Origin of the sequence: Xanthomonas campestris pv. campestris str. ATCC 33913 (assembly GCF_000007145.1) — a bacterium.
GTDB lineage: Bacteria > Pseudomonadota > Gammaproteobacteria > Xanthomonadales > Xanthomonadaceae > Xanthomonas > Xanthomonas campestris.
This window is the reverse complement of the sequence record NC_003902.1, coordinates 924076-942546: the sequence shown is the minus strand read 5'-3', so window position 1 is coordinate 942546 and position 18471 is coordinate 924076. Positions and strand designations below refer to the sequence as shown.

Annotated in this window: 18 protein-coding genes; 9 read left to right on the top strand and 9 right to left on the bottom strand. The window is 66.4% G+C overall.

Annotated features, from left to right (window positions below):
• Nucleotides 1–64 precede the first annotated feature (64 nt).
• Nucleotides 65–445: a diacylglycerol kinase gene (locus XCC_RS04060; protein ID WP_011036018.1), complete on the bottom strand. Its 381-nt coding sequence runs from the start codon at nucleotides 443–445 to the stop codon at nucleotides 65–67.
• Between the two features lie 184 nt (nucleotides 446–629).
• On the opposite strand from XCC_RS04060, the gene XCC_RS04055 reads away from it, so the two are divergent.
• Nucleotides 630–1331 carry an SGNH/GDSL hydrolase family protein gene (locus tag XCC_RS04055; protein WP_011036017.1) on the top strand — a complete coding sequence of 234 codons (702 nt, stop codon included), beginning with the start codon at nucleotides 630–632 and terminating at the stop codon, nucleotides 1329–1331.
• A 379-nt stretch (nucleotides 1332–1710) separates the two neighbouring features.
• Here XCC_RS04055 and XCC_RS04050 read toward each other — a convergent pair whose 3' ends face one another.
• The 3 genes from XCC_RS04050 to XCC_RS04040 form a co-directional block, all read right to left on the bottom strand.
• Nucleotides 1711–2982: a sensor histidine kinase gene (locus XCC_RS04050; RefSeq protein ID WP_011036016.1), complete on the bottom strand. Its 1272-nt coding sequence runs from the start codon at nucleotides 2980–2982 to the stop codon at nucleotides 1711–1713.
• Nucleotides 2983–3123: 141 nt separating this feature from the next.
• Entirely contained in the window at nucleotides 3124–3837 is a 714-nt protein-coding gene (locus tag XCC_RS04045) for a response regulator transcription factor (protein WP_164923323.1), read from the bottom strand.
• A gap of 99 nt (nucleotides 3838–3936) precedes the next feature.
• Nucleotides 3937–4605, bottom strand: a complete 669-nt coding sequence (locus XCC_RS04040) for an arylesterase (protein WP_029629036.1) — start codon at nucleotides 4603–4605, stop codon at nucleotides 3937–3939.
• 109 nt (nucleotides 4606–4714) lie between these two features.
• Between XCC_RS04040 and XCC_RS04035 the strand changes: the two genes are divergently transcribed.
• The 7 genes from XCC_RS04035 (at nucleotide 4715) to XCC_RS04005 (ending at nucleotide 12122) form a co-directional block, all read left to right on the top strand.
• Nucleotides 4715–5317, top strand: a complete 603-nt coding sequence (locus tag XCC_RS04035) for an ABC transporter ATP-binding protein (protein WP_011036013.1) — start codon at nucleotides 4715–4717, stop codon at nucleotides 5315–5317.
• Complete coding sequence (locus XCC_RS04030) at nucleotides 5314–7797, top strand: ABC transporter permease (RefSeq protein WP_011036012.1); 2484 nt, start codon at nucleotides 5314–5316, stop codon at nucleotides 7795–7797. The genes XCC_RS04035 and XCC_RS04030 overlap by 4 nt, the downstream gene beginning before the upstream one ends.
• A 170-nt stretch (nucleotides 7798–7967) precedes the next feature.
• A complete protein-coding gene (locus tag XCC_RS04025) occupies nucleotides 7968–8870 on the top strand; it encodes a TauD/TfdA dioxygenase family protein (RefSeq protein WP_011036011.1) in 903 nt (300 codons plus the stop codon).
• A 45-nt stretch (nucleotides 8871–8915) separates the two neighbouring features.
• Complete coding sequence (locus tag XCC_RS04020) at nucleotides 8916–9959, top strand: ABC transporter substrate-binding protein (protein WP_011036010.1); 1044 nt, start codon at nucleotides 8916–8918, stop codon at nucleotides 9957–9959.
• 3 nt (nucleotides 9960–9962) lie between these two features.
• A complete protein-coding gene (locus tag XCC_RS04015; protein WP_011036009.1) occupies nucleotides 9963–10802 on the top strand; it encodes an ABC transporter ATP-binding protein in 840 nt (279 codons plus the stop codon).
• On the top strand, nucleotides 10799–11680 hold the full coding sequence (locus XCC_RS04010) for an ABC transporter permease (protein WP_011036008.1): 882 nt from the start codon (nucleotides 10799–10801) through the stop codon (nucleotides 11678–11680). Before XCC_RS04015 ends, XCC_RS04010 begins: the two co-directional genes overlap by 4 nt.
• An 88-nt stretch (nucleotides 11681–11768) precedes the next feature.
• The gene (locus tag XCC_RS04005) at nucleotides 11769–12122 is read left to right on the top strand and encodes a DMT family protein (protein ID WP_011036007.1); all 354 of its coding nucleotides are present in this window, start codon (nucleotides 11769–11771) and stop codon (nucleotides 12120–12122) included.
• 550 nt (nucleotides 12123–12672) lie between these two features.
• On the opposite strand, the gene XCC_RS04000 is transcribed toward XCC_RS04005, so the two are convergent.
• The 4 genes from XCC_RS04000 to hemP form a co-directional block, all read right to left on the bottom strand.
• Nucleotides 12673–13596 carry a DUF6607 family protein gene (locus XCC_RS04000; RefSeq protein WP_011036006.1) on the bottom strand — a complete coding sequence of 308 codons (924 nt, stop codon included), beginning with the start codon at nucleotides 13594–13596 and terminating at the stop codon, nucleotides 12673–12675.
• A 28-nt stretch (nucleotides 13597–13624) separates the two neighbouring features.
• The gene (locus tag XCC_RS03995; protein ID WP_011036005.1) at nucleotides 13625–14266 is read right to left on the bottom strand and encodes a hypothetical protein; all 642 of its coding nucleotides are present in this window, start codon (nucleotides 14264–14266) and stop codon (nucleotides 13625–13627) included.
• Nucleotides 14267–14271: 5 nt separating this feature from the next.
• On the bottom strand, nucleotides 14272–16503 hold the full coding sequence (locus tag XCC_RS03990) for a TonB-dependent hemoglobin/transferrin/lactoferrin family receptor (RefSeq protein WP_011036004.1): 2232 nt from the start codon (nucleotides 16501–16503) through the stop codon (nucleotides 14272–14274).
• Between the two features lie 145 nt (nucleotides 16504–16648).
• Entirely contained in the window at nucleotides 16649–16888 is a 240-nt protein-coding gene (gene hemP / locus XCC_RS03985; RefSeq protein WP_011269995.1) for a hemin uptake protein HemP, read from the bottom strand.
• Between hemP and XCC_RS03980 the strand changes: the two genes are divergently transcribed.
• On the top strand, nucleotides 16835–17176 hold the full coding sequence (locus tag XCC_RS03980; protein ID WP_162098100.1) for a hypothetical protein: 342 nt from the start codon (nucleotides 16835–16837) through the stop codon (nucleotides 17174–17176). The two genes, hemP and XCC_RS03980, sit on opposite strands and share 54 nt — an antisense overlap.
• A 190-nt stretch (nucleotides 17177–17366) precedes the next feature.
• On the opposite strand, the gene XCC_RS03975 is transcribed toward XCC_RS03980, so the two are convergent.
• A complete protein-coding gene (locus tag XCC_RS03975) occupies nucleotides 17367–18335 on the bottom strand; it encodes a potassium channel beta subunit family protein (RefSeq protein ID WP_011036002.1) in 969 nt (322 codons plus the stop codon).
• Nucleotides 18336–18471: the final 136 nt, after the last annotated feature.

The window sequence follows — 18471 nt, the reverse complement described above, 5'->3', positions numbered from 1 at the left end:
CGGCATGCACATCCCGGCATGCGGTGCGGCGAGCCGCTTGACAGCCACCACCGCGCTGCCGCGCTCAGAACAGCCGCGGTAGTAGGACTAGGCCCCAGCACAGCAAAACGTTGATCAGCAGCACGAACACGGCGGCCGAGCCCATGTCCTTGGCGCGCCCGGCCAGCACGTGGTGTTCCGGGCCATACCGCTCGATCACTGCCTCGATGGCCGAGTTCAGCAACTCCGCGGCCAGCACGATCAGCAACGGTGCAATCAGCGCGATGCGTTCCAGCCCCGAATTCCCCAGCCATAGCGCCAGCGGCGTCAGCAGCGCCGCCAGGCAGACTTCCAGGCGGAACGAGGATTCATGCAGCCACGCCGCACGCAGACCCTGCCACGACCAGACCGCCGCCTTGAGCATCCGGCGCGGGCCGCGCGGCACGTGCCCCAGTTGATCGGCCATCCGTCAGCGCATCCGAACGCTGGTGCAGGACAAGGATTGGATCAGGGACATGGGGAGGCCGTAGCAGCGGAAAGTGGGAATCTTGCCACCGCGACGGTTCCGGCCGCCAGTCGCGCCCGGATTTGCCGCTGCAGCCGCGCTGCCGCACCATGCGCAGTCCGCTCCACGTTGACAGGTCTGCCCGATGAAACAACTGCCCTTGCGCGCGCTGTTGTGCGCACTCGCCATTGCGTCCAGCCCCCTGCAGGCCGCCGCGCCGCCTGCCACGCCCCAGGTGCCGGCACAGGTCTCCAATGCGGCATGGGAGCAGGACATGCAGCGCTTCGCGGCCAGCGATGCGCAGCAACCGCCGCCCCAACACGGCATCGTGTTCGTCGGCAGTTCGTCGATCCGTTTCTGGGAAACACTGGCGCAGGATTTCCCCGGCAAGCCGGTGATCAACCGTGGCTTTGGCGGATCGGAAGTGCGCGACAGCACCTGTTACGCCGACCGCATCGTGATTCCCTACGCGCCGCGCCAGGTGGTGTTGTATGCCGGCGACAACGACCTCAACAGCGGGCGCAGCCCGGAGCAGGTGCGCGACGATGTGGTGGCTTTCGTCACACGCATCCGCGCCGCACTTCCCGAGGCACGCATTGGCTACCTGTCGATCAAACCCAGCCCGTCGCGTGCACAGCTGCTGCCGGCGATTGTGCGCGCCAACCAGCTGATCAAGCAGGCATTGGCCAACGTGCCGCGGACCGACTACATCGACATCTATACGCCGATGCTGGATGCCACCGGCAAGCCGCGCCCGGAGCTGTTCCGCGAGGACATGCTGCACATGAAGCCGGAAGGGTACGCACTCTGGCGCAAAGCGGTGGCGCCGGTGCTGGATCGCAAGTAACGCTGGTCCTCAGGCAACGCCCCTTGCGACGGGCGTTGCTGGAACGACTCGCTGGTCCGGTCCGCAATTTGGCGTTGAGAGCATGCACTGTTAACTAGGTACGCCTGAGCCACGCACAGCAATCCTGAGCAAGCACGGCAACCGCTGCTTGCTCAAACGCGCTGCATTTACTTCGTGCTTCGCACTGTCGAGATGCTCACCGGTCAACGCAGGCCAGCACCTTCCTCAGGCTGAGGCACTGACACAGCGAGGATGCGTGCCCCGGGCATCTCGCTTTCTTCTGTAGCCATAGCGCGTTCGCTAAACCACTGCAGCGACGCATACACGGTAGCGATAAGCAGATTTGCCGCTATTTCCTGCGGACCAGCGTCAGACCCACCTACGCCACCACGACTGCAACAGAAGTACCGACACCCGCCTCGCTATGCAACTCGATGCGCCAGCCGAAGCGGTCGCACAGCCGGCGCACGATCGATAGCCCCAGTCCGGTGCCTTGCGGCCGGGTCGGGTCGGCGCGGAAGAACGGATCGAATGCACGCGCCCGCGCCTCCTCGCTCATGCCGATGCCGGTATCGCGCACCACGATGCGGTCCTGGGTGACTTCCACTTCGATGCTGCCGGTATCGGTGTAGGCACAGGCATTGCGCAGCAGGTTGCTGAGCACCACCCGCATCACCCGTGGCGGCGCAAACATCTGCAGGCTGCGGTCGCCCACCATGTGCAGCGAGACCGGCTTGTCGCCCAGCAGTTCGCGCGCATTGTCCACTTCCTCGCTGGCCAGTTCGGCCGCATCGAAACTTTCGCTCTGCGGGTCGATCTCGGCTTCGCGCGCCAGGATCAGGAAGGCATCGATCACCGCTTCCATGTCGCGTCCGGCGCGCTGGATGCGGCGCAGGCTACGTTGCGTGCGCGGTGCCAGTTCTTCATCGGCCAGGGCCATGTCGCTGGCGACCCGGATCACCGTCAGCGGCGTGCGCAATTCATGGCTGGCATCGCGGGTGAAGTTGCGTTCGCGCGCGACGTGGTCGCTGACGCGGCGGCCCAGCTCGTGCAAGGCAGCGGCGAGCTGCCGGGTCTCGCCCTGCATTTCCACCGGCAACCGTTCGGGCGAGAGCTCGTCCACATCGGGTTGGCGCGGATCCCACTGCGCCACGCGGCGCGCCAGCCAGGTCACCGGCGACACCAGCTGTTTGGAAAGACGGTAGGTAAACCACGACACGCCATAGATCGCCAGCAGCACCAGGATCGCCGGCACCACGCCGAACCACAGCGTCAGATGCGCCGCACGCGAGCGTGGAAACACCAGGTACAGCCGTCCTTCCGGGCGCTGGTCGACGTACACAAGCGCATCGGCGGCGGCCACTTCACGGAAGCCCGGCGACAGCAGACGCAGCGACTGCGGCACGTCATCACTCGCAGGGCCGGCAGGATCGAAATAGCCGCGGATGTTGCGTGTATCGGGTGGGCGATGATCGGGCGCGCTGCGGTACATGCGCCAGAAATGCACGGCCTCGTCGGCCAGCACGGTACGCACCAGGCTGTATTTGATGACCAGCGAGATCAGATAGCCGCCCAGCATGATCGCCAGGCTCGCCAGGACGACCTGCAACAAAAATGCGATGCGGATTTTTCGCGGGAGCCCGTGCGGCATTGCGGCATCCAGGAAGATCGCCGAAGTATAGGCAACACTTCCGTGAGCCCGTCGTGCAACCAACCGGCAGCACGCGGTGACGAGCGGCGCGTGGGCGCCTTGAGGAACAGCCGGCTGCCAGGCGGCAGCCGGCCAGCGACATCAGGCCATCGGCTGTGCGATGTCGGCAATGCGATAGCCGGCGCTCTGCACGGTGTGCAGCAGCGGGCGGTCGAACGGCTTGTCGATGATCTTGCGCAGGTTGTACAGATGGCTGCGCAAGGTGTCCGAGTCCGGCAGGCCGTTGCCCCAGATCTCGCGTTCGATTTCCTGACGCGTCACCACACGCGGCGATTCGCGCATCAGGATGGTCCGCAGGCGCAGACCGATCGGCGACAGCTGCAGCTCGGTGCCGGCGCGGGTGGCGCGCATGCTCACCGGATCCAGCACCAGGTCGGCGACCTTGAGCACTTCCGAACCCACCTGGCGGCGCTCACGACGGATCAGGGCACGCAGGCGTGCTTCCAGTTCCTGGATCGCGAACGGCTTGGTCAGGTAGTCGTCGGCGCCGAAGCCCAGACCGGTGAGCTTGTCGTCCAACGTGTCGCGTGCGGTCAGCATCAGCACCGGGGTCGACTTGCGTGCGTCGTTACGCAGGCGGCGGCAGACTTCGATACCGTCCAGCCGCGGCAGCATGAGGTCCAGCACCACCACGTCATAGCTGTTTTCGGCGGCCAGACGGTAGCCGTCCAGTCCGTCCACGGCATAGTCGACCTCGAAGCCGCGGCCTTCCAGGTACTCGCCGATCATTTCTGAGATATTGCGATTGTCTTCGACGACCAGCACGAGGCCGGACGTTTCCTTGGTCTGACGCATGGACTTTCCTCGGTCTTCAGCTTTGTGAAACATGCCGGATTGGCGGTGGAAATGGCGTGAAGACTTCGCGTCGGATTCGGGTCGCTCGAGGCCGCTTACTCAGGGTTTGAGCAGCGGCTGCAGTGCTGGCCAGACCGTTTCCAGCACCTTGGGCTGTGCGGCGGCGGTGGGGTGCAGGCCGTCGGCCTGCATCAGGCCCGGCTGCAGGGCGACCTTCTCGAGAAAGAACGGCACCAGCGCGGTCTGGTATTGCTTGGAGAGGTCGGCATAGGTCGCCTTCAGCCGCTCGCGATAGGCCGGGCCATAGTTGGGCGGCACATCGATGCCCAGCAGCAAGACCTTCGCGCCCGCCTGACGGCTGAACTGGATCATCTTCTCCAGGTTGCCCTTGAGCTGGGCCGGCGTGAGGCCACGCAAGGCATCGTTGCCACCCAGCTCGATGACGACCACGCCGGGGCGGTGCTTTTGCAGCAGCCCAGGCAGCCGGGTCAAGGCGCCGGAGGTGGTTTCGCCGCTGATGCTGGCATTGACGACCGGCGGTGGCGTCGCCATGTCACGCTTCAGGCGCTGGTCCAGCAGGGTGACCCAGCCGGACTGCACCGGGATGTTGTGCGCGGCGCTCAGGCTGTCGCCCACTACCAGGATCGGCGCGGCAGTGGCCGGACTTTTGGCAGAGGCAATCCCCGGCGCAAGCAGGGAGAGTGTCAGCAGCCACAGGCTCATCACGCTGTACCGCAGTGTTCTTTCACGCATTCGGAGATTCCTCATCGACAGTCTGGCCCCCCACTCCAGCACCCGCACCGCCATCGACGTCCGCGAGGTCGGCAAGTCCGTCAGCGGACCGGAGGGAACACTCCACATCCTCGACAACATCAGCTTGACGGTCAGTGAAGGCGACAGTATCGCCATCGTCGGCGCCTCGGGGTCAGGCAAGACCACCCTGCTCGGCCTGCTCGCCGGGCTGGACCTGCCCAGCCGCGGCAGCATCGCGCTGGCCGGGCAGGACCTGGGCCAGCTCGATGAGGAAGCACGCGCGGCCCTGCGCGCCCGCGAGGTGGGCTTCGTGTTCCAGAGCTTCCACCTGCTGCCAGCGCTGACGGCCGAAGAAAACATCGCGCTGCCGCTGGAACTGGCCGGGCGCGAAGATCCGGCGCGGGTGCGCGAGGTGCTGCAGGCGGTTGGCCTGAGCGCGCGTGCGCGGCATTACCCACGCCAGCTCTCCGGCGGCGAGCAGCAACGCGTGGCACTGGCGCGCGCGTTCGTGGCCAAGCCGCGCATTCTGTTTGCCGATGAGCCCACCGGCAGCCTGGACCAGGCCACCGGCGCGCAGATCAGCGACCTGCTGTTCGCGCTCAATGCCACCAGCGAGACCACGCTGGTGCTGGTCACCCACGACATGACCCTGGCGCAGCGCTGCCGCCATATCTACCGCATCGATGGCGGGCGCCTGCACGCACAGCAGCCCGGCGCGGCGGCATGAACGTCCTCAAACAGGCCGCACGTGCGGTGCGCCGCGAGTTCCTGGCCGGCGACCTGCTGACCGTCTTTGCCGCGCTGGTGCTGGGCGTGGCGGTGATGACTGCCGTGGGCACGTTGGTGGACCGCGTCACCCTGGCGCTGACATCCAGCGCGGCCGAGGTGCTGGGCGGCGACCTGGGCGTCACCGGGCGCCAGGAGATTCCCGCCTCCTTTGCCGACGAAGCGCAGCGGCGCGGGCTGCAGACCACCCGCCTGGTCAGTTTCCCCAGCGTGTTGTTCCATGGCGAATCCAGCCAGATGGCCAACATTCGCGGCGTCGGCGCCGGGTATCCCCTGCGCGGCGAGCTGCTGGTATCCAAGGACGCGGCCGGCACGCAAGCGCAGGCATCTTCGGCACCGCCGCCGGGCCAGGCCTATGCCGATCCACGCCTGCTCGACGCGCTGGGCCTGCGCGTTGGCGAACAGCTGGAATTCGGCGCCGGCCATCTCACCATCACCGGCGTGTTGCGTGCCGAACCCGATGCCTCCGGCGAGCTGATGCAGCTGTCGCCGCCGTTGCTGGTCAACCGCGCAGATATCGATCGCGCCGGACTGCTCGGCCCGGGCAGCCGCGCCTCCTACCGGTTGATGTTCGCCGGTACGCCGCAAGCCATTGCCGACCTGCGCGCCTGGCTCAAGCCGCGCGCCAGCGAATACCGGCTGGTGGGCATCGAAGACACCCAGCGCGGCATGCGCGCCGCGTTCGACCGGGCAGGCCGTTTCCTGGCCCTGTCGGCGTTGCTGGCGGTGTTGCTGTCGGGCGTGGCAACCGCGCTGGCAGCGAACCGGTTTGCGATGCGCCGCATCGACACCGTGGCCGTGCTGCGCTGCCTGGGTGCGCGCCAGCGCGACATCCTGGCGATGCTGTCGCTGCAGTTGCTGTTGACCGCGATCCCCGCCTGCCTGGTCGGCATCGGCCTGGGCATGCTGGCGCAGGAAGGCCTGGTGCAGGCACTGGGTAGCCTGATCCCGAACCGGCTGCCACTGCCACAGGCCACCCCGGCCCTGGCGGGCGCCGGCATCGGTTTGGTGCTGCTACTGGGCTTCGGGCTGCCGCCGCTGTTGCGGCTGCGCAATGTGCCGCCGATGCGCGTGCTCAACCGCAGCTTTGCCGCGGTGCCGCCGAGCTCCTTGCTGGTCTACGCCGCTGCGTTGGCGGCGACCCTGGCGCTGACCGTCTATGCCACCGGCAACCTGGTGCTGGCCGGCTGGGTGTTGGGCGGATTGGCGGCACTGGCCGTGGTGGCGATGCTGCTCGGCCTGGGCCTGCTGGCGGCGCTACGGCCGATCCAGCACCGCCTGCGCGGCGCCTGGAAGCTGGGCCTGGCCTCGCTGACCCGGCGCCGTGGGCTGAGCGTGGTGCAGCTGGTGGGGCTTTCGCTGTCGTTGTGCGCGCTGTTGCTGCTGGCCGTCGTCGGCCCCGGCCTGCTCGGGCAATGGCGCGACCGCCTGCCGGTGGACACGCCCAACTACTTCCTGATGAACATCCAGCCCGAACAGACCGAACCGGTGCTGCAAACCTTGCGCAGCCTTGGCGTGGAAGGTGCAGCGGTGGAGCCGTTTTCGACCGGGCGGCTGGTGGCGATCAACGACAAGCCACCGCTGCGCGGCGATCGCGATCCGCAGGACGATGGCGACGGCGACAACCGCCCGGTGAACTTCTCCTGGCGGTATGCCTTTCCGCCGGCAAACACGCTATTGCAGGGGAAATTCTGGAGTGCCGACAGCACGGCGCCGGAAGCCTCGGTGGAAGAAGGCTGGGCGCAGCGCTACCAACTCAAGCTGGGCGACCGCATCACCTTGTTGCTGGGCGAACAACAGCGCAGCTTCACCGTGACCAGCATCCGCAAGGCCGATTGGGATTCGTTCCGGGTCAATTTCTTCCTGCTACTCAACCAGGGCGCCGTGGGCGATGCGCCATACAACCTGATTTCCAGCTTCCACCTGCCGCCGGGCAACGCGCCCAAGCTGGCCACGCTCAGCCGCGATTACCCGAACATCTCGGTGCTGGATATCGACGCCATCCTGGGCCGGGTGCGCGAGGTGATTGATCAGGTGGCGCAGGCGGTGCAGTTGGTGATGGGCTTCAGCCTGCTGGCCGGCGTGCTGGTGCTGCTGGCGGCATTGCAGGCCACCGCAGGCGAACGCCGTTACGACAGCGCCGTGCTGCGCACACTGGGCGCACGGCGCGGCCAGTTGCGTGGTGCGGTGCTGGTGGAATTCGGTGCGTTGGGCCTGCTGGCGGCGCTGTTGGCAGTCACGGCCGCAGCGGTGATCGGTGCAGTGGTCGGGCAGCAGGCGTTCGAGATCGCGCTGACTCCGGATTGGCCACGCCTGCTGATTGGCGGCGCGTTCGGCCTGGCGCTGAGCCTGCTCGCCGGTTGGTCCGGGACGCGGCGCATTTTGTCTACGCCACCGGCGTTGGCCTTACGTACGCAGTAACACTCGGGCGGACACGGCCGCAACGCGTGCGCGTCCGCCGTCGCTGCATATATCCGCAGCGCATGACGAAGTTGCCAATGGTTGGTTCGCAGCCTGGCAACGACTGCCTAGAGTGAGGTGTCTGGTCGCCGGCATGCCGGCGGCCCTTCATTGCCTCCGAGGTGTTCGTCATGGCCAGTGCCACATCCGCAGCGCGCGCGCCCAACCCGCACGGCCACGCGTCCGGCGTGCAGATCGTGCCCTTCGACGCGCCCCTGGGTGCGGAAGTCATCGGCCTGGCGTTGTCGCAGCCGCTGGATGCAGACACGTTCGCGCGCCTTCACCGCGCGCACCTGGACCACCACGTGCTGGTGTTCCGCGATCAACGCATCACCCCGGCGCAGCAGGTCGAATTCAGCCGGCGGTTCGGCCCGTTGCAGATCCATGTGCTGCGCAATTTCCAGCTGCGCGGGCATCCGGAAGTGCTGGTGGTCTCCAACATCAAGGAAAACGGCCAGCCCATCGGGCTCGGTGATGCCGGCCATTACTGGCACTCGGATCTGTCGTACAAGGAAACGCCGAGCCTGGGCTCGCTGCTGCACGCGCAGGAGCTTCCAGCCGAGGGTGGCGACACCTTGTTCGCCAACCAGCATCTGGCCTGGCAGACCCTGCCCGACGCACTCAAACGCGCGGTGGAAGGCCGGCAGGCCGAGCACAGTTATCTCGCCAAGTACGAGGAACTGCGTGCGCGCAACCCGTGGCGCCCAGCGTTGACGGCCGAGCAGATTGCCGAAGTCACACCGGTGCAGCATCCGATCGTGCGCACGCACCCGGCAACCGGCCGCAAGGCGCTGTTCGTCAGCGAACACTTCACCACCCGCATCGTCGGCTTGCCGGACGACGAAAGCCACGCATTGCTGCAGGCGCTGTTTGACCACAGCACGCGCGATGCGCTGGTGTATCGCCACCGCTGGCAGCCGCACGACATGGTGTTCTGGGACAACCGCTCGGTGATGCATCTGGCGGCCGGCACGCCAGACCATCTGCGTCGCCGGCTCAATCGCACCACCATCGAAGGCGACGTGCCGTTCTGACCTGCACGCACGCCGTTTCCCTCTCCTTCCCCACTGGAGCGTCGCATGCGCTTGACCGTTGTTGGTGACGCCATCCCCCATCGCCGCAAGGCGCCCCGCATGGCCTGGTTGTTGCTGGCCGCGTTGCCGCTGCTACACAGCGCGCACGCGCAGGCCGAAGGAAAACTGCGCATCGCCAAGCAATTCGGCATCGTGTATCTGCTGCTGGACGTGGCGCAAGACCAGAAGCTCATCGAGCAGCAGGGCAAGGCCGCCGGCGTGGACATCGATGTGCAGTTCCTGCAGCTGTCTGGCGGTGCCGCCGTGAATGATGCGTTGCTCACCGGGTCGATCGACATTGCCGGTGCCGGCGTCGGCCCGTTGTTCACCATCTGGGACCGCACCCGTGGCCGCCAGAACGTGCGCGGCGTGGCGTCGCTGGGCAACTTTCCGTACTACCTGATCAGCAACAATCCGCGTATCAAGAGTATCGGCGACTTCACGCCACAGGACCGCATCGCGGTGCCGGCCACCGGCGTGTCGGTGCAGTCGCGCTTCCTGCAGCATGCCTCGCAACAGCGCTGGGGCGACAAGGGCACCCATCAGCTCGATCCGCTGCAGGTGGCGTTGCCGCATCCGGATGCGGCGGCGGCCATCATCCGTGGACGGACCGAGATCACCGCGCACTTCGCCAGCCCGCCGTTTCAGGAACAGGAACTGGCGCGCAATCCGGCCGCGCATATCGTGACCAGTTCCTACGACATCGAAGGCGGCCCATCGTCGGCCACGGTGTTGTACGCCACCGAAAAGTTCCGCCGCGACAACCCCAAGACCTATCGCGCTTTTGTCGCTGCGCTGGATCAGGCGGCGAAGTTCGTTACCGCGCACCCGGAACAGGCCACCGATATTTTCCTGCGACGCAACGGCTCGGGCATCGACCGCGCGCTGGTGCTGCAGATCCTCAAGGACCCCAAGGTGCAGTTCACCGTGGTGCCGCAAAACACGCTGAAACTGGGCACCTTCATGCAGCGCAGCGGTGCGATCAAGCAGGCGCCCGCGAAGGTGGGCGACTACTTCTTCGACGACCCGTTGATCGCGGGCGGGAGCTGAGTGATGACCACCGCCGCGCCACTGCTGCAGGTCGATAACGTCAGCCTGGAATACGCCTCCGCGCAGCGCGTGGTCCGTGCCACGCATCGGGTGCGTTTCGACGTGCACGCGGCGGATCGCTTCGTGCTGCTTGGTCCGTCGGGCTGCGGCAAGTCCACCTTGCTCAAGGCGGTGGCCGGTTTCGTGACGCCACGCGAGGGCCAGATCCGGCTGGATGGCGCAGCCGTCACCGGACCGGGGCCGGACCGGGTGGTGGTGTTCCAGGAGTTCGACCAACTGGCTCCCTGGAAGACCGTGCGCGAGAACGTGGTGTTCGGCCTGCGCGCCACCCGCACCCTATCGCGTGCCGAAGCACGGGAGCGCGCCGACGAGAGCCTGGCGCAGGTGGGATTGACCGGTTTTGCCGATGCCTACCCGCACACCTTGTCCGGCGGCATGAAGCAACGCGTGGCCATTGCACGTGCGCTGGCGATGCGCCCGCGCGTGCTGCTGATGGACGAACCGTTCGCCGCACTGGATGCGCTCACCCGTGCACGCATGCAGGAGCAGGTGCTGGAGTTGTGGGAACAACTGCGCTTCACGCTGCTGTTCGTCACCCATTCCATCGAGGAAGCATTGGTGGTGGGCAACCGCGTGCTGCTGTTGTCGCCGCATCCCGGCCAGGTGCGAGCCGAACTCAACGCGCATGCGTTCGGCCCGCAGAGCGCCGGCAGCGTGGCGTTCCAGCAGACCGCGCAGCGCATTCACCGCCTGTTGTTCGACCTACCCGATGCCGCCCTGGACGATGCCAAAGTGGCGCCGCTGCGCAGGCCGGCCGTGCGTCAACGCGAGGCCTTGCCATGAGCACGCGCGGCACGGCGTTGCCGGCAACCCCGCCGGTGCGGCCGGAATACGAGGTCGCGCTGCAGCCGCTGGATCCGGCGCTGCTGCAGGTGCATGCACAGGCGCGTTGGCAGGCGCCTGGCTGGTTGCGCAAGGCGCTGGTGCTGGCGGTGCTGGTGGCCGCCTGGTACGTGGCCGCGCGCGTGGTGGCCGACGATCTGATGCTGCCAAGCCCGTGGCAGACCGCGCAGGCGTTCTACACCGGCCTGCTGTCGGGCGAATTGCTGCGCCGGGTCGGCACCTCGTTGCGGGTGCTGGCACAAGGCTACGTGGTGGGCGTGGTGCTGGCCTTCGTGCTGACCGCGTTGGCCGCCTCCACGCGCTGGGGCCGCGATCTGCTCGGCACGCTGACGGCCATGTTCAATCCGCTGCCGGCGATCGCGCTGCTGCCGCTGGCGCTGCTGTGGTTTGGCCTGGGCACCGGCAGCCTGGTGTTCGTGCTGGTGCACTCGGTGCTGTGGCCGCTGGCGCTGACCACCTACGCCCGGTTCCAGGCGGTGCCGGACACCCTGCGCATGGCTGGCCGCAACTACGGCCTGCGCGGCCCGCGCTACGTGGTGCAGTTGCTGATTCCCGCGGCCCTGCCGGCGATCCTGTCCGGGCTGAAGATCGGCTGGGCATTTGCCTGGCGCACCTTGATCGCCGCCGAGCTGGTATTCGGCGCCACGTCCGGGCAAGGCGGGCTGGGCTGGTACATCTTCCAGAACCGCAACGAGCTGTACACCGACCGCGTATTCGCCGGCCTGGCCATGGTGATCGCGTTGGGGCTGCTGGTGGAAGGCGTGGTGTTCCAGGCGATCGAACGACTGACCGTACGCCGCTGGGGCATGCAACGCTGAACCCTGCTATGGCCTAGGCCGGCATGGTCGCGTGCGCTTAACGAGGCTGGCTTATGCTGCCGGCCCCGTCCTGCCGCCGCCTGCCGTCATGCCTACCGCGCCCTTCACCGCCTACCTGTATCCGATCCTGCTGCTGCTCGCCAGCAACGTCTTCATGACCTTCGCGTGGTACGGGCATCTGAAGTACAAGAGCACGCCGCTGATGATCGCGATCCTGGTCAGCTGGGGCATCGCCTTCTTCGAATACTGCCTGCAGGTGCCGGGTAACCGCCTGGGCAGCGCAGTGTATTCCGCTCCGCAGCTCAAGGGCATGCAGGAAGTGATCACCCTGCTGGTGTTCGCCGGGTTCTCGACGTTCTACCTGGGCCAGTCGTTGAAGTGGAACCACTGGGCCGCGTTCGGGCTGATCCTGGTCGCAGCGTTCTTGATGTTCAAGGAATAAACCCGTCTTGCACGTAGGAGCGCGCTTGCGCGCGAGGGCCATTCTCGGGAATGCCCGTCATGTGTAACCCACAACCTACGACAGCTGCATGCCTGGCTGGCTGATACACGCCTAGTTCGCTGGTTCCACCCCACTGTGTGAGAACCACATCGATGCAGTGAAATTACAGGGCCGCGTTCGGGCTGATCCTGGTCGCGGCGTTCTTGACGTTCAAGGAATACACCTGCCTTGCACGTAGGAGCGCGCTTGCGCGCGAGAGCCGTTATCGGCAATGCCCTTCGCGCGCAAGCGCGCTCCTACGACACCGGCATGTTTGATTCGCGGTGTGCCTAGTTCGCCGGTTCCACCCCACCGTGTGAGAACCACATCGATGCAGTGAAACCACTGGGCCGCGTTCGGGCTGATCCTGGTCGCAGCGTTCTTGATGTTCAAGGAATAAACCCGTCTTGCACGTAGGAGCGCGCTTGCGCGCGAGGGCCGTTCTCGGGAGTGCCCCTCGCGCGCAAGCGCGCTCCTACGACAGCTGCATGCCTGGTTGGCTGATGCACGCTTAGTTCGCCGGTTCCACCCACTGCATGAAGACCGCATCGATCTGCGCATCGGTGACGCGTTTGCCGCCCTGCACCGTCTCGGCCTGTTCGAACATCGGCATGATCATCGCCATGCCGTCCGGCTTGGTTTTCAGATGCAGGCCCGGCGGTGTGTCGAGGAACTTCGCCCAACGCGCACGCACCTTTGCCCAGTAGCCCTGCGTGCCCTTCCAGTATGCATAGGCCGGTGCGAAGTCCACCTCGGTGGTCTTGCGGTACTCGTTGAAACCGAACTCGCGGGCGATGGCGTCCTGGCTGCCGTCTGGCTTGCGCAGCACCTTGGTGTTGAACTGTTCGTGGGTCCAGCCGTTGGGCGTGAGCGTGTGCCGGTTGATGACCGACAATGCGTTGTAGTCGCTGCGTTTGGTGTACTCGCGACGCGGCAACGGGCGCCAGCTCAGGTCGCTGGTCCAGGTGGGATGTCCCTCGGCATAGTCCCAACGGCCAGTGCCGCAGTAGCGCGGGGCATCGCTGACTTCGAACACGCATTGCGTCCACGCTCCCTGTGTCACGGCCGCAGGCAGCGCGCGCACCTGCCAGGTCTGTTCGGCGCTGAACTCGAAACGTTGTGGTGCTTCATAGGTCCAGTCCTGCCGCCAGTGCTTGGTCACATGCTTGGTTTTCTCGTCCACCAGCAGATGCTGCAGCACCACCTTGCGCGGCGAATCTTCCACCACGATGACCACTTCGTTGGCGCCACTGCGCATCGCCGAGGCGCGTTCGTAGCCCGGCTTGAGCAGCACGGTTTCGTCGAAGGCAAAGTCCACGGCGTACTCGCCCTGCATCGCCAGGATGCTGGCACGGTCACGCTGGGCATCGGCGGCAGCCACCAGCGGCAACAGCGCCAAGGCCGCGGCAAGATAACGGGGAAACGCTCGGATCATCGGAAGGCTCATCTGTAAAGGGTGAACGTCAGCGGCGCAGCCGCAACAAGGAGGCCGTCATGGCCTGCGGATCACTGCCGGTGCCCGGCGCAGTGGCGCTGGCAGCAGCATGGCGCAGGGCGGCGGCGCGTGCGCAGCAGCAATCATCCACCGCCACGCGGCCGTCGATGCCTTCTTCGCGCGCCAGGCGTGCGGCCACTTCCGCGCCGAGCGCAGAGACACTGGCCAACGTGGCGCCCAGCGGGCGATCACGGCTACTACCGGCATGCAGCCGCAGCGCGCTCAGCCGCCAGCTGTCGCCACGCATCCGCCCGGCCATGCGCCGCCACAGGCGCTCGCCCACGCCTAGTTCCTGGCCGTCGATCGGCAACGCCGGCAACCGCGAGACCAGGCGATCCCAGGCCAGAAAATCGCTGTCGGGCAGCAGGCACAGGCGCCAGCAGCTGCTGCCGCCAGCATCGAAGAACCAGATGCTTTCGCGCAGGCCATCGCTGTTGACCTGGCGGAACGCTGCCGCCGACACCGCATGCTGCCAGCCATCGCGTTCATCGCCGAGCGAAGGGCGATAGACGCACAGCACTGTGCCCAGGGCCATCAGCTGCCGTGGTTGCGGCAAGGCGCGATGGGCAGTGCGCGCATGCGCGAGCGGCATTGGGTGGGCGATCGGCATGGCCGCTACCAGCTCACAGCGAGGCTGACCGAGGCGGTACGCCCGGCGCCGGTGAAGCGATCGAGCACCGTGCTGCTGTCCAGCGTGCCGTTGGGCAGCGCGTTCCAGTCGACATAGCGGCGATCGGCAAGATTGAAGATGCCGCCGGTGACCTTGGCACCCGGTGCGAATTCCCAGTGGCCCATCAGGTCCAGCGTGGCGTAACCGGCAGGCGTGTAATAGCTGGCCAGTTGCGGGCGGCGCTTGCGCGCCACGAACGTGCCGATCACTTCCGCACCCCAGCGCTCGCTGTCGAACGCCACGCCCAGCGTGCCGCGCAATGGGTCAACCGAATTGAGCGGCGTGTCGTCGGTGAGGTTGTCGCCTTGCGAATACGCCACCGCGCTATTGACCGACCAGCCCTGCCAGCCGGCCAGCGCGCCCAGGTCGACACCGGCACGCGCCTCGGCACCCTTGATCACCACATCGTCCACGTTGCGCGACTGGAACAGCAGCAAGCCTTCGGCGTTGACGCCGGCCGGTGCATACGATTCGATGAAGTTGCGGTAATCGGTGTAATACACATTGACGCCGAGGTAGCCGACGGTGTCATTGAAGCGCAGGCCCAGCTCGCCACCGCGGCTGGTTTCCGATTTCAGGTCCGGATTGGCGATGGCGGTGTAGCGCGCCTGCAGATTGGTGAAGCCGATATTGACGTCGTTGTACGGCGGCGCGCGAAACCCGTGCGCATAGTTGGCATACGCCGACCACGCATCCGAGAACCGCCACACCGCGCCGAACTTGGGTGACACCTGCTGCTCGTCGATGGTTTCGGCGGCCACGCCCGGATTGTCCTGGCGGAAGATGTCATCCACGCGCGGCGACAGCCGGAAATAATCCACGCGCACGCCGGGAATCAGCGACAACCGTCCGTCCAGCAGCCGCATTTCGTCCTGCGCGTACGCGCCCAGCTTGGTGGTCTCGCTCATCGGGAAATCGCGCACCGGGAACACGTCCTGCCCCACCAGCTTGCTCACCGCGCCGTTGGCCAGGTTGAGCGAATACCCATCGCGCTTCTCGCGGGTGTCGGTCCAGGAGCCTTCCAGCCCGTAGGTAATGTCGTGCCGCAGCGTGCCGGTGTCGATCGCCTTGTGCGCATTGACCAACAGGCCGTAGACGCGTTGGTCGAAGTGATGCTCGTTGTGCCGGCGCGTGTTGTTGCCGCGCAACTCGTCGGTGCGCTGCAGGCTTGCGCTGTCCTGGCGGTAGAGCTGCCAGAACAGGTCGTCGGCGAGCGCGGTATCAAGCGCATCCAGTTCGTGGCGCAGCGACACCCGCGCGCGGGTCTGATGGTCGCGGCCGTCCTGCGACAGGATGCGTTGCGATGCGCTGGGGCTGCGCGCATCGATACCGCTCAACGCCTCGATGCGGCCGTCGTCTTCATTGCCCTCCACGGTGAGCTTGAAGCGCTGCTGCGCGTTGGGCGCGTACACCAGCTTGCCCAGCACGCTGCGGCCATCGACCTGCTGCGGATTGGGTGCGGTGCGGGTGTAGTTACGGCTGCGGTTGTCGCCCTGGTTCTGCGCTTCCTGACCCTGGCGATGGCTCACCGCGACCATGCCGCTCCAGCGCTCGCCACCGAATGCGCCGGTGGCGCCGGCGAACAGGCCGTTCCAGTCGCCTTCGTAGCCGAACTTCAATCCCACATAGCTGTGCTTGTCGGCGCTGAGGTAATCCGACGGATCCTTGGTCACGAAGGCCACCACACCGCCCAGTGCATCGGAGCCATACAGCGAACTGGCCGGGCCACGCACCACCTCGACCCGCTTGAGCGTTTCCAGGTCCACGAAATTGCGGTTGGCGTTGAGATAACTGCCGAAATTGAAGGTGTCCGACACCGGCACGTTGTCGACCAGGATCGCCACGCGGTTGCCATCCAGACCGCGGATGCGCACGCCGCTGGCACCGGTGAAGCGCCCGCTGGTGCTGGTGACCGACACGCCGGGCGTGTAACGGAACAGATCCTTGAGCTCGCGCACCAACTGGTTGTCCAGCTGCTCGCGGTCGATCACATCCACGGTGCCCGGCACCTCCACCAAGGCGCGCTGGGTGCGCGTGGCGGTGACCTGCAGACGGTCGAAGTCATGCACGTCGCGCGCCGCGGCAGCGCCGGCATCGGCTTCGGCAGCAATGGCGCACAGGGGAACAACGGGCAGCGCCAGTGACAGCGCAACCACCAGCGGATGCAGGCGGATCATCGGTAACCTTTGGGAGAACCCTCGGCCACGCAGACGGCAATCGCCGCGACCGTTAGCCGAGGGTGGAGAGAGAACGCACGGACGGCGATGGCAACGCCCGTGGCAGGCAGCGGAAGGCGCGCGCAGGCGCGGCCTTCGCCAGGACTTACTTGGTCAGGATCAGCTTGTCGTTGCTGGTGTGGCGCAGGCGATAGATGCGGTCGCCATGCTGGATCAGCACTTCGCGACGGCCCTTGAGCAGCGCCTCGCTGCTGAAGAGGTCTTCGGCAGGAACGGCACGCGGCGCAGCGCGGTCGCGCAGGTTGACCGGTTCGGAGCGGAGCAGCACGGGATGAGCGGTCATGATCTGGATCTCCAGTCGGTTGGCCAGACAAATAATAACCATTCTCATTTATTGATCAAGAGCCATTCTCATTTGGATGGCTGGATCTTTGCATTGGGTCATGTTTTCGATTGGAACTGTCAATCGAAGCTCGGCATTTTGGCGTACGTGTGCGCAATGAAGCGCATCTCGTATGCCCCATCGGGCTTGCGGCGACGAGACCTGGATGGCGGCAGTGCGCAGGCAATGACGCTGCCCCCGGACTTGGCTTCCTTGCGGTCATGGCCACCTAACTGTGGCAACGATGTACGGCTTGTCATCGATGCGGCGCGCAGCGCTCGCACCAGCTGACCGGCACAGCCGCTCAGCGCCGGGTCTGCGGGCGGAATTGGGGACGCGCGCAGGCCGTGCGTGCGTCCAAACCGGCCTGGGCGGCACGATGCGCTCGACGCCAGCGGCCAAGCCGTTCCGGAAACAAACCACCCGCTCGCCAGGACCCCAACACCGCCACCAAGCGCTGCGACGTCTCAGCCGTGCCGCTTCACCGCGTCGCCGCGTCCACCTGCGCCCAGCCGGCGGCATCCACCTGCTCCAGGGTCTGCAATGCAGCCAGGTTTTCTTCCAGTTGCGCGACCCGGCTGGCGCCCAGGATCACCGTGGACACATGCGGGTTGCGCAGGCACCAGGCGATGGCAAGCCGCGCCGGCGACTGCCCCAGCTCGGCCGCCACGGCGCTGAATGCACGCGCGCGCTCGAGCCGTCGGCTTTCCGGCGTGCCCAGCACTTCGTCCTGCAGCCAGGCATTGCCGGGCTGGCCCAGGCGGCTGTCGGCATCCACGCCGGCGTTGTACTTGCCGGTCAACAGGCCAGAGGCCAACGGCGACCAGATCGTGGTGCCCAGGCCGGCCTCGCACAGCGGCGCGTATTCCTGCTCCAGGCGGCTGCGGTGCAGCAGGTTGTACTCCGGCTGCTCCATCGCCGGCGCATGCAGGTGTTCGCGCGCGGCGATCTCCAGCGCAGTGCGCAGCTGCTCGGCGCTCCACTCGGAGGTGCCCCAGTACAGCACCTTGCCCTGGCGGATCAGCGCGTCCATGGCACGTACGGTTTCCTGGATCGGGGTGTCCGGGTCGGGCCGGTGGCAGAAGTACAGGTCCAGGTAATCCACCCGCAGCCGGCGCAACGCGGCATGGCAGGCGTCGGTGACGTGCTTGCGCGACAACCCGCGCTGGGTGGGCCGCGGGTCGTCCACCGCACCGAAGAACACCTTGCTGGACACGCAGTAGCCATCGCGCGGCAGCCGCAGGTCGCCGATCACATCGCCCATGACCTCCTCGGCGCGCCCGCGTGCATAGACCTCGGCGTTGTCGAAGAAATTGATCCCGTTGTCCCACGCTGCGGCGATCAGGTTGCGCGCCTCGCTGCGGCCGATCTGCTTGCCAAAGGTGACCCAGGCACCGAACGACAAGGCCGACAATTGCAGCCCGGTGGATCCCAGACGACGGTAATGCATTGGCAGACTCCAGCAGCCTCCGGCGCACCGCGCCCCGGACCGGCGTGCGCAGTGTAGGAGATGGCGTTGGATTGGGGATTGGGGATTGGGGATTGGGGATTGGGGAATCGGGAATCGGGAATCGGGAATCGGGAAT

Bases quoted from the DNA above. Each gene is read 5' to 3' on its own strand.
- XCC_RS03995 (WP_011036005.1), bottom strand. From the start codon at position 14,266: ATGCCGATCGCCCACCCAATGCCGCTCGCGCATGCGCGCACTGCCCAT.
- XCC_RS04040 (WP_029629036.1), bottom strand. From the start codon at position 4,605: ATGAGGAATCTCCGAATGCGTGAAAGAACACTGCGGTACAGCGTGATG.
- XCC_RS04050 (WP_011036016.1), bottom strand. From the start codon at position 2,982: ATGCCGCACGGGCTCCCGCGAAAAATCCGCATCGCATTTTTGTTGCAG.
- XCC_RS03990 (WP_011036004.1), bottom strand. From the start codon at position 16,503: ATGATCCGCCTGCATCCGCTGGTGGTTGCGCTGTCACTGGCGCTGCCC.
- XCC_RS04005 (WP_011036007.1), top strand. From the start codon at position 11,769: ATGCCTACCGCGCCCTTCACCGCCTACCTGTATCCGATCCTGCTGCTG.
- XCC_RS04015 (WP_011036009.1), top strand. From the start codon at position 9,963: ATGACCACCGCCGCGCCACTGCTGCAGGTCGATAACGTCAGCCTGGAA.
- XCC_RS03980 (WP_162098100.1), top strand. From the start codon at position 16,835: ATGAGCGGTCATGATCTGGATCTCCAGTCGGTTGGCCAGACAAATAAT.
- XCC_RS04055 (WP_011036017.1), top strand. From the start codon at position 630: ATGAAACAACTGCCCTTGCGCGCGCTGTTGTGCGCACTCGCCATTGCG.
- XCC_RS04020 (WP_011036010.1), top strand. From the start codon at position 8,916: ATGCGCTTGACCGTTGTTGGTGACGCCATCCCCCATCGCCGCAAGGCG.
- hemP (WP_011269995.1), bottom strand. From the start codon at position 16,888: ATGGTTATTATTTGTCTGGCCAACCGACTGGAGATCCAGATCATGACC.
- XCC_RS04010 (WP_011036008.1), top strand. From the start codon at position 10,799: ATGAGCACGCGCGGCACGGCGTTGCCGGCAACCCCGCCGGTGCGGCCG.
- XCC_RS04000 (WP_011036006.1), bottom strand. From the start codon at position 13,596: ATGATCCGAGCGTTTCCCCGTTATCTTGCCGCGGCCTTGGCGCTGTTG.
- XCC_RS04060 (WP_011036018.1), bottom strand. From the start codon at position 445: ATGGCCGATCAACTGGGGCACGTGCCGCGCGGCCCGCGCCGGATGCTC.
- XCC_RS04025 (WP_011036011.1), top strand. From the start codon at position 7,968: ATGGCCAGTGCCACATCCGCAGCGCGCGCGCCCAACCCGCACGGCCAC.
- XCC_RS04045 (WP_164923323.1), bottom strand. From the start codon at position 3,837: ATGCGTCAGACCAAGGAAACGTCCGGCCTCGTGCTGGTCGTCGAAGAC.
- XCC_RS03975 (WP_011036002.1), bottom strand. From the start codon at position 18,335: ATGCATTACCGTCGTCTGGGATCCACCGGGCTGCAATTGTCGGCCTTG.
- XCC_RS04030 (WP_011036012.1), top strand. From the start codon at position 5,314: ATGAACGTCCTCAAACAGGCCGCACGTGCGGTGCGCCGCGAGTTCCTG.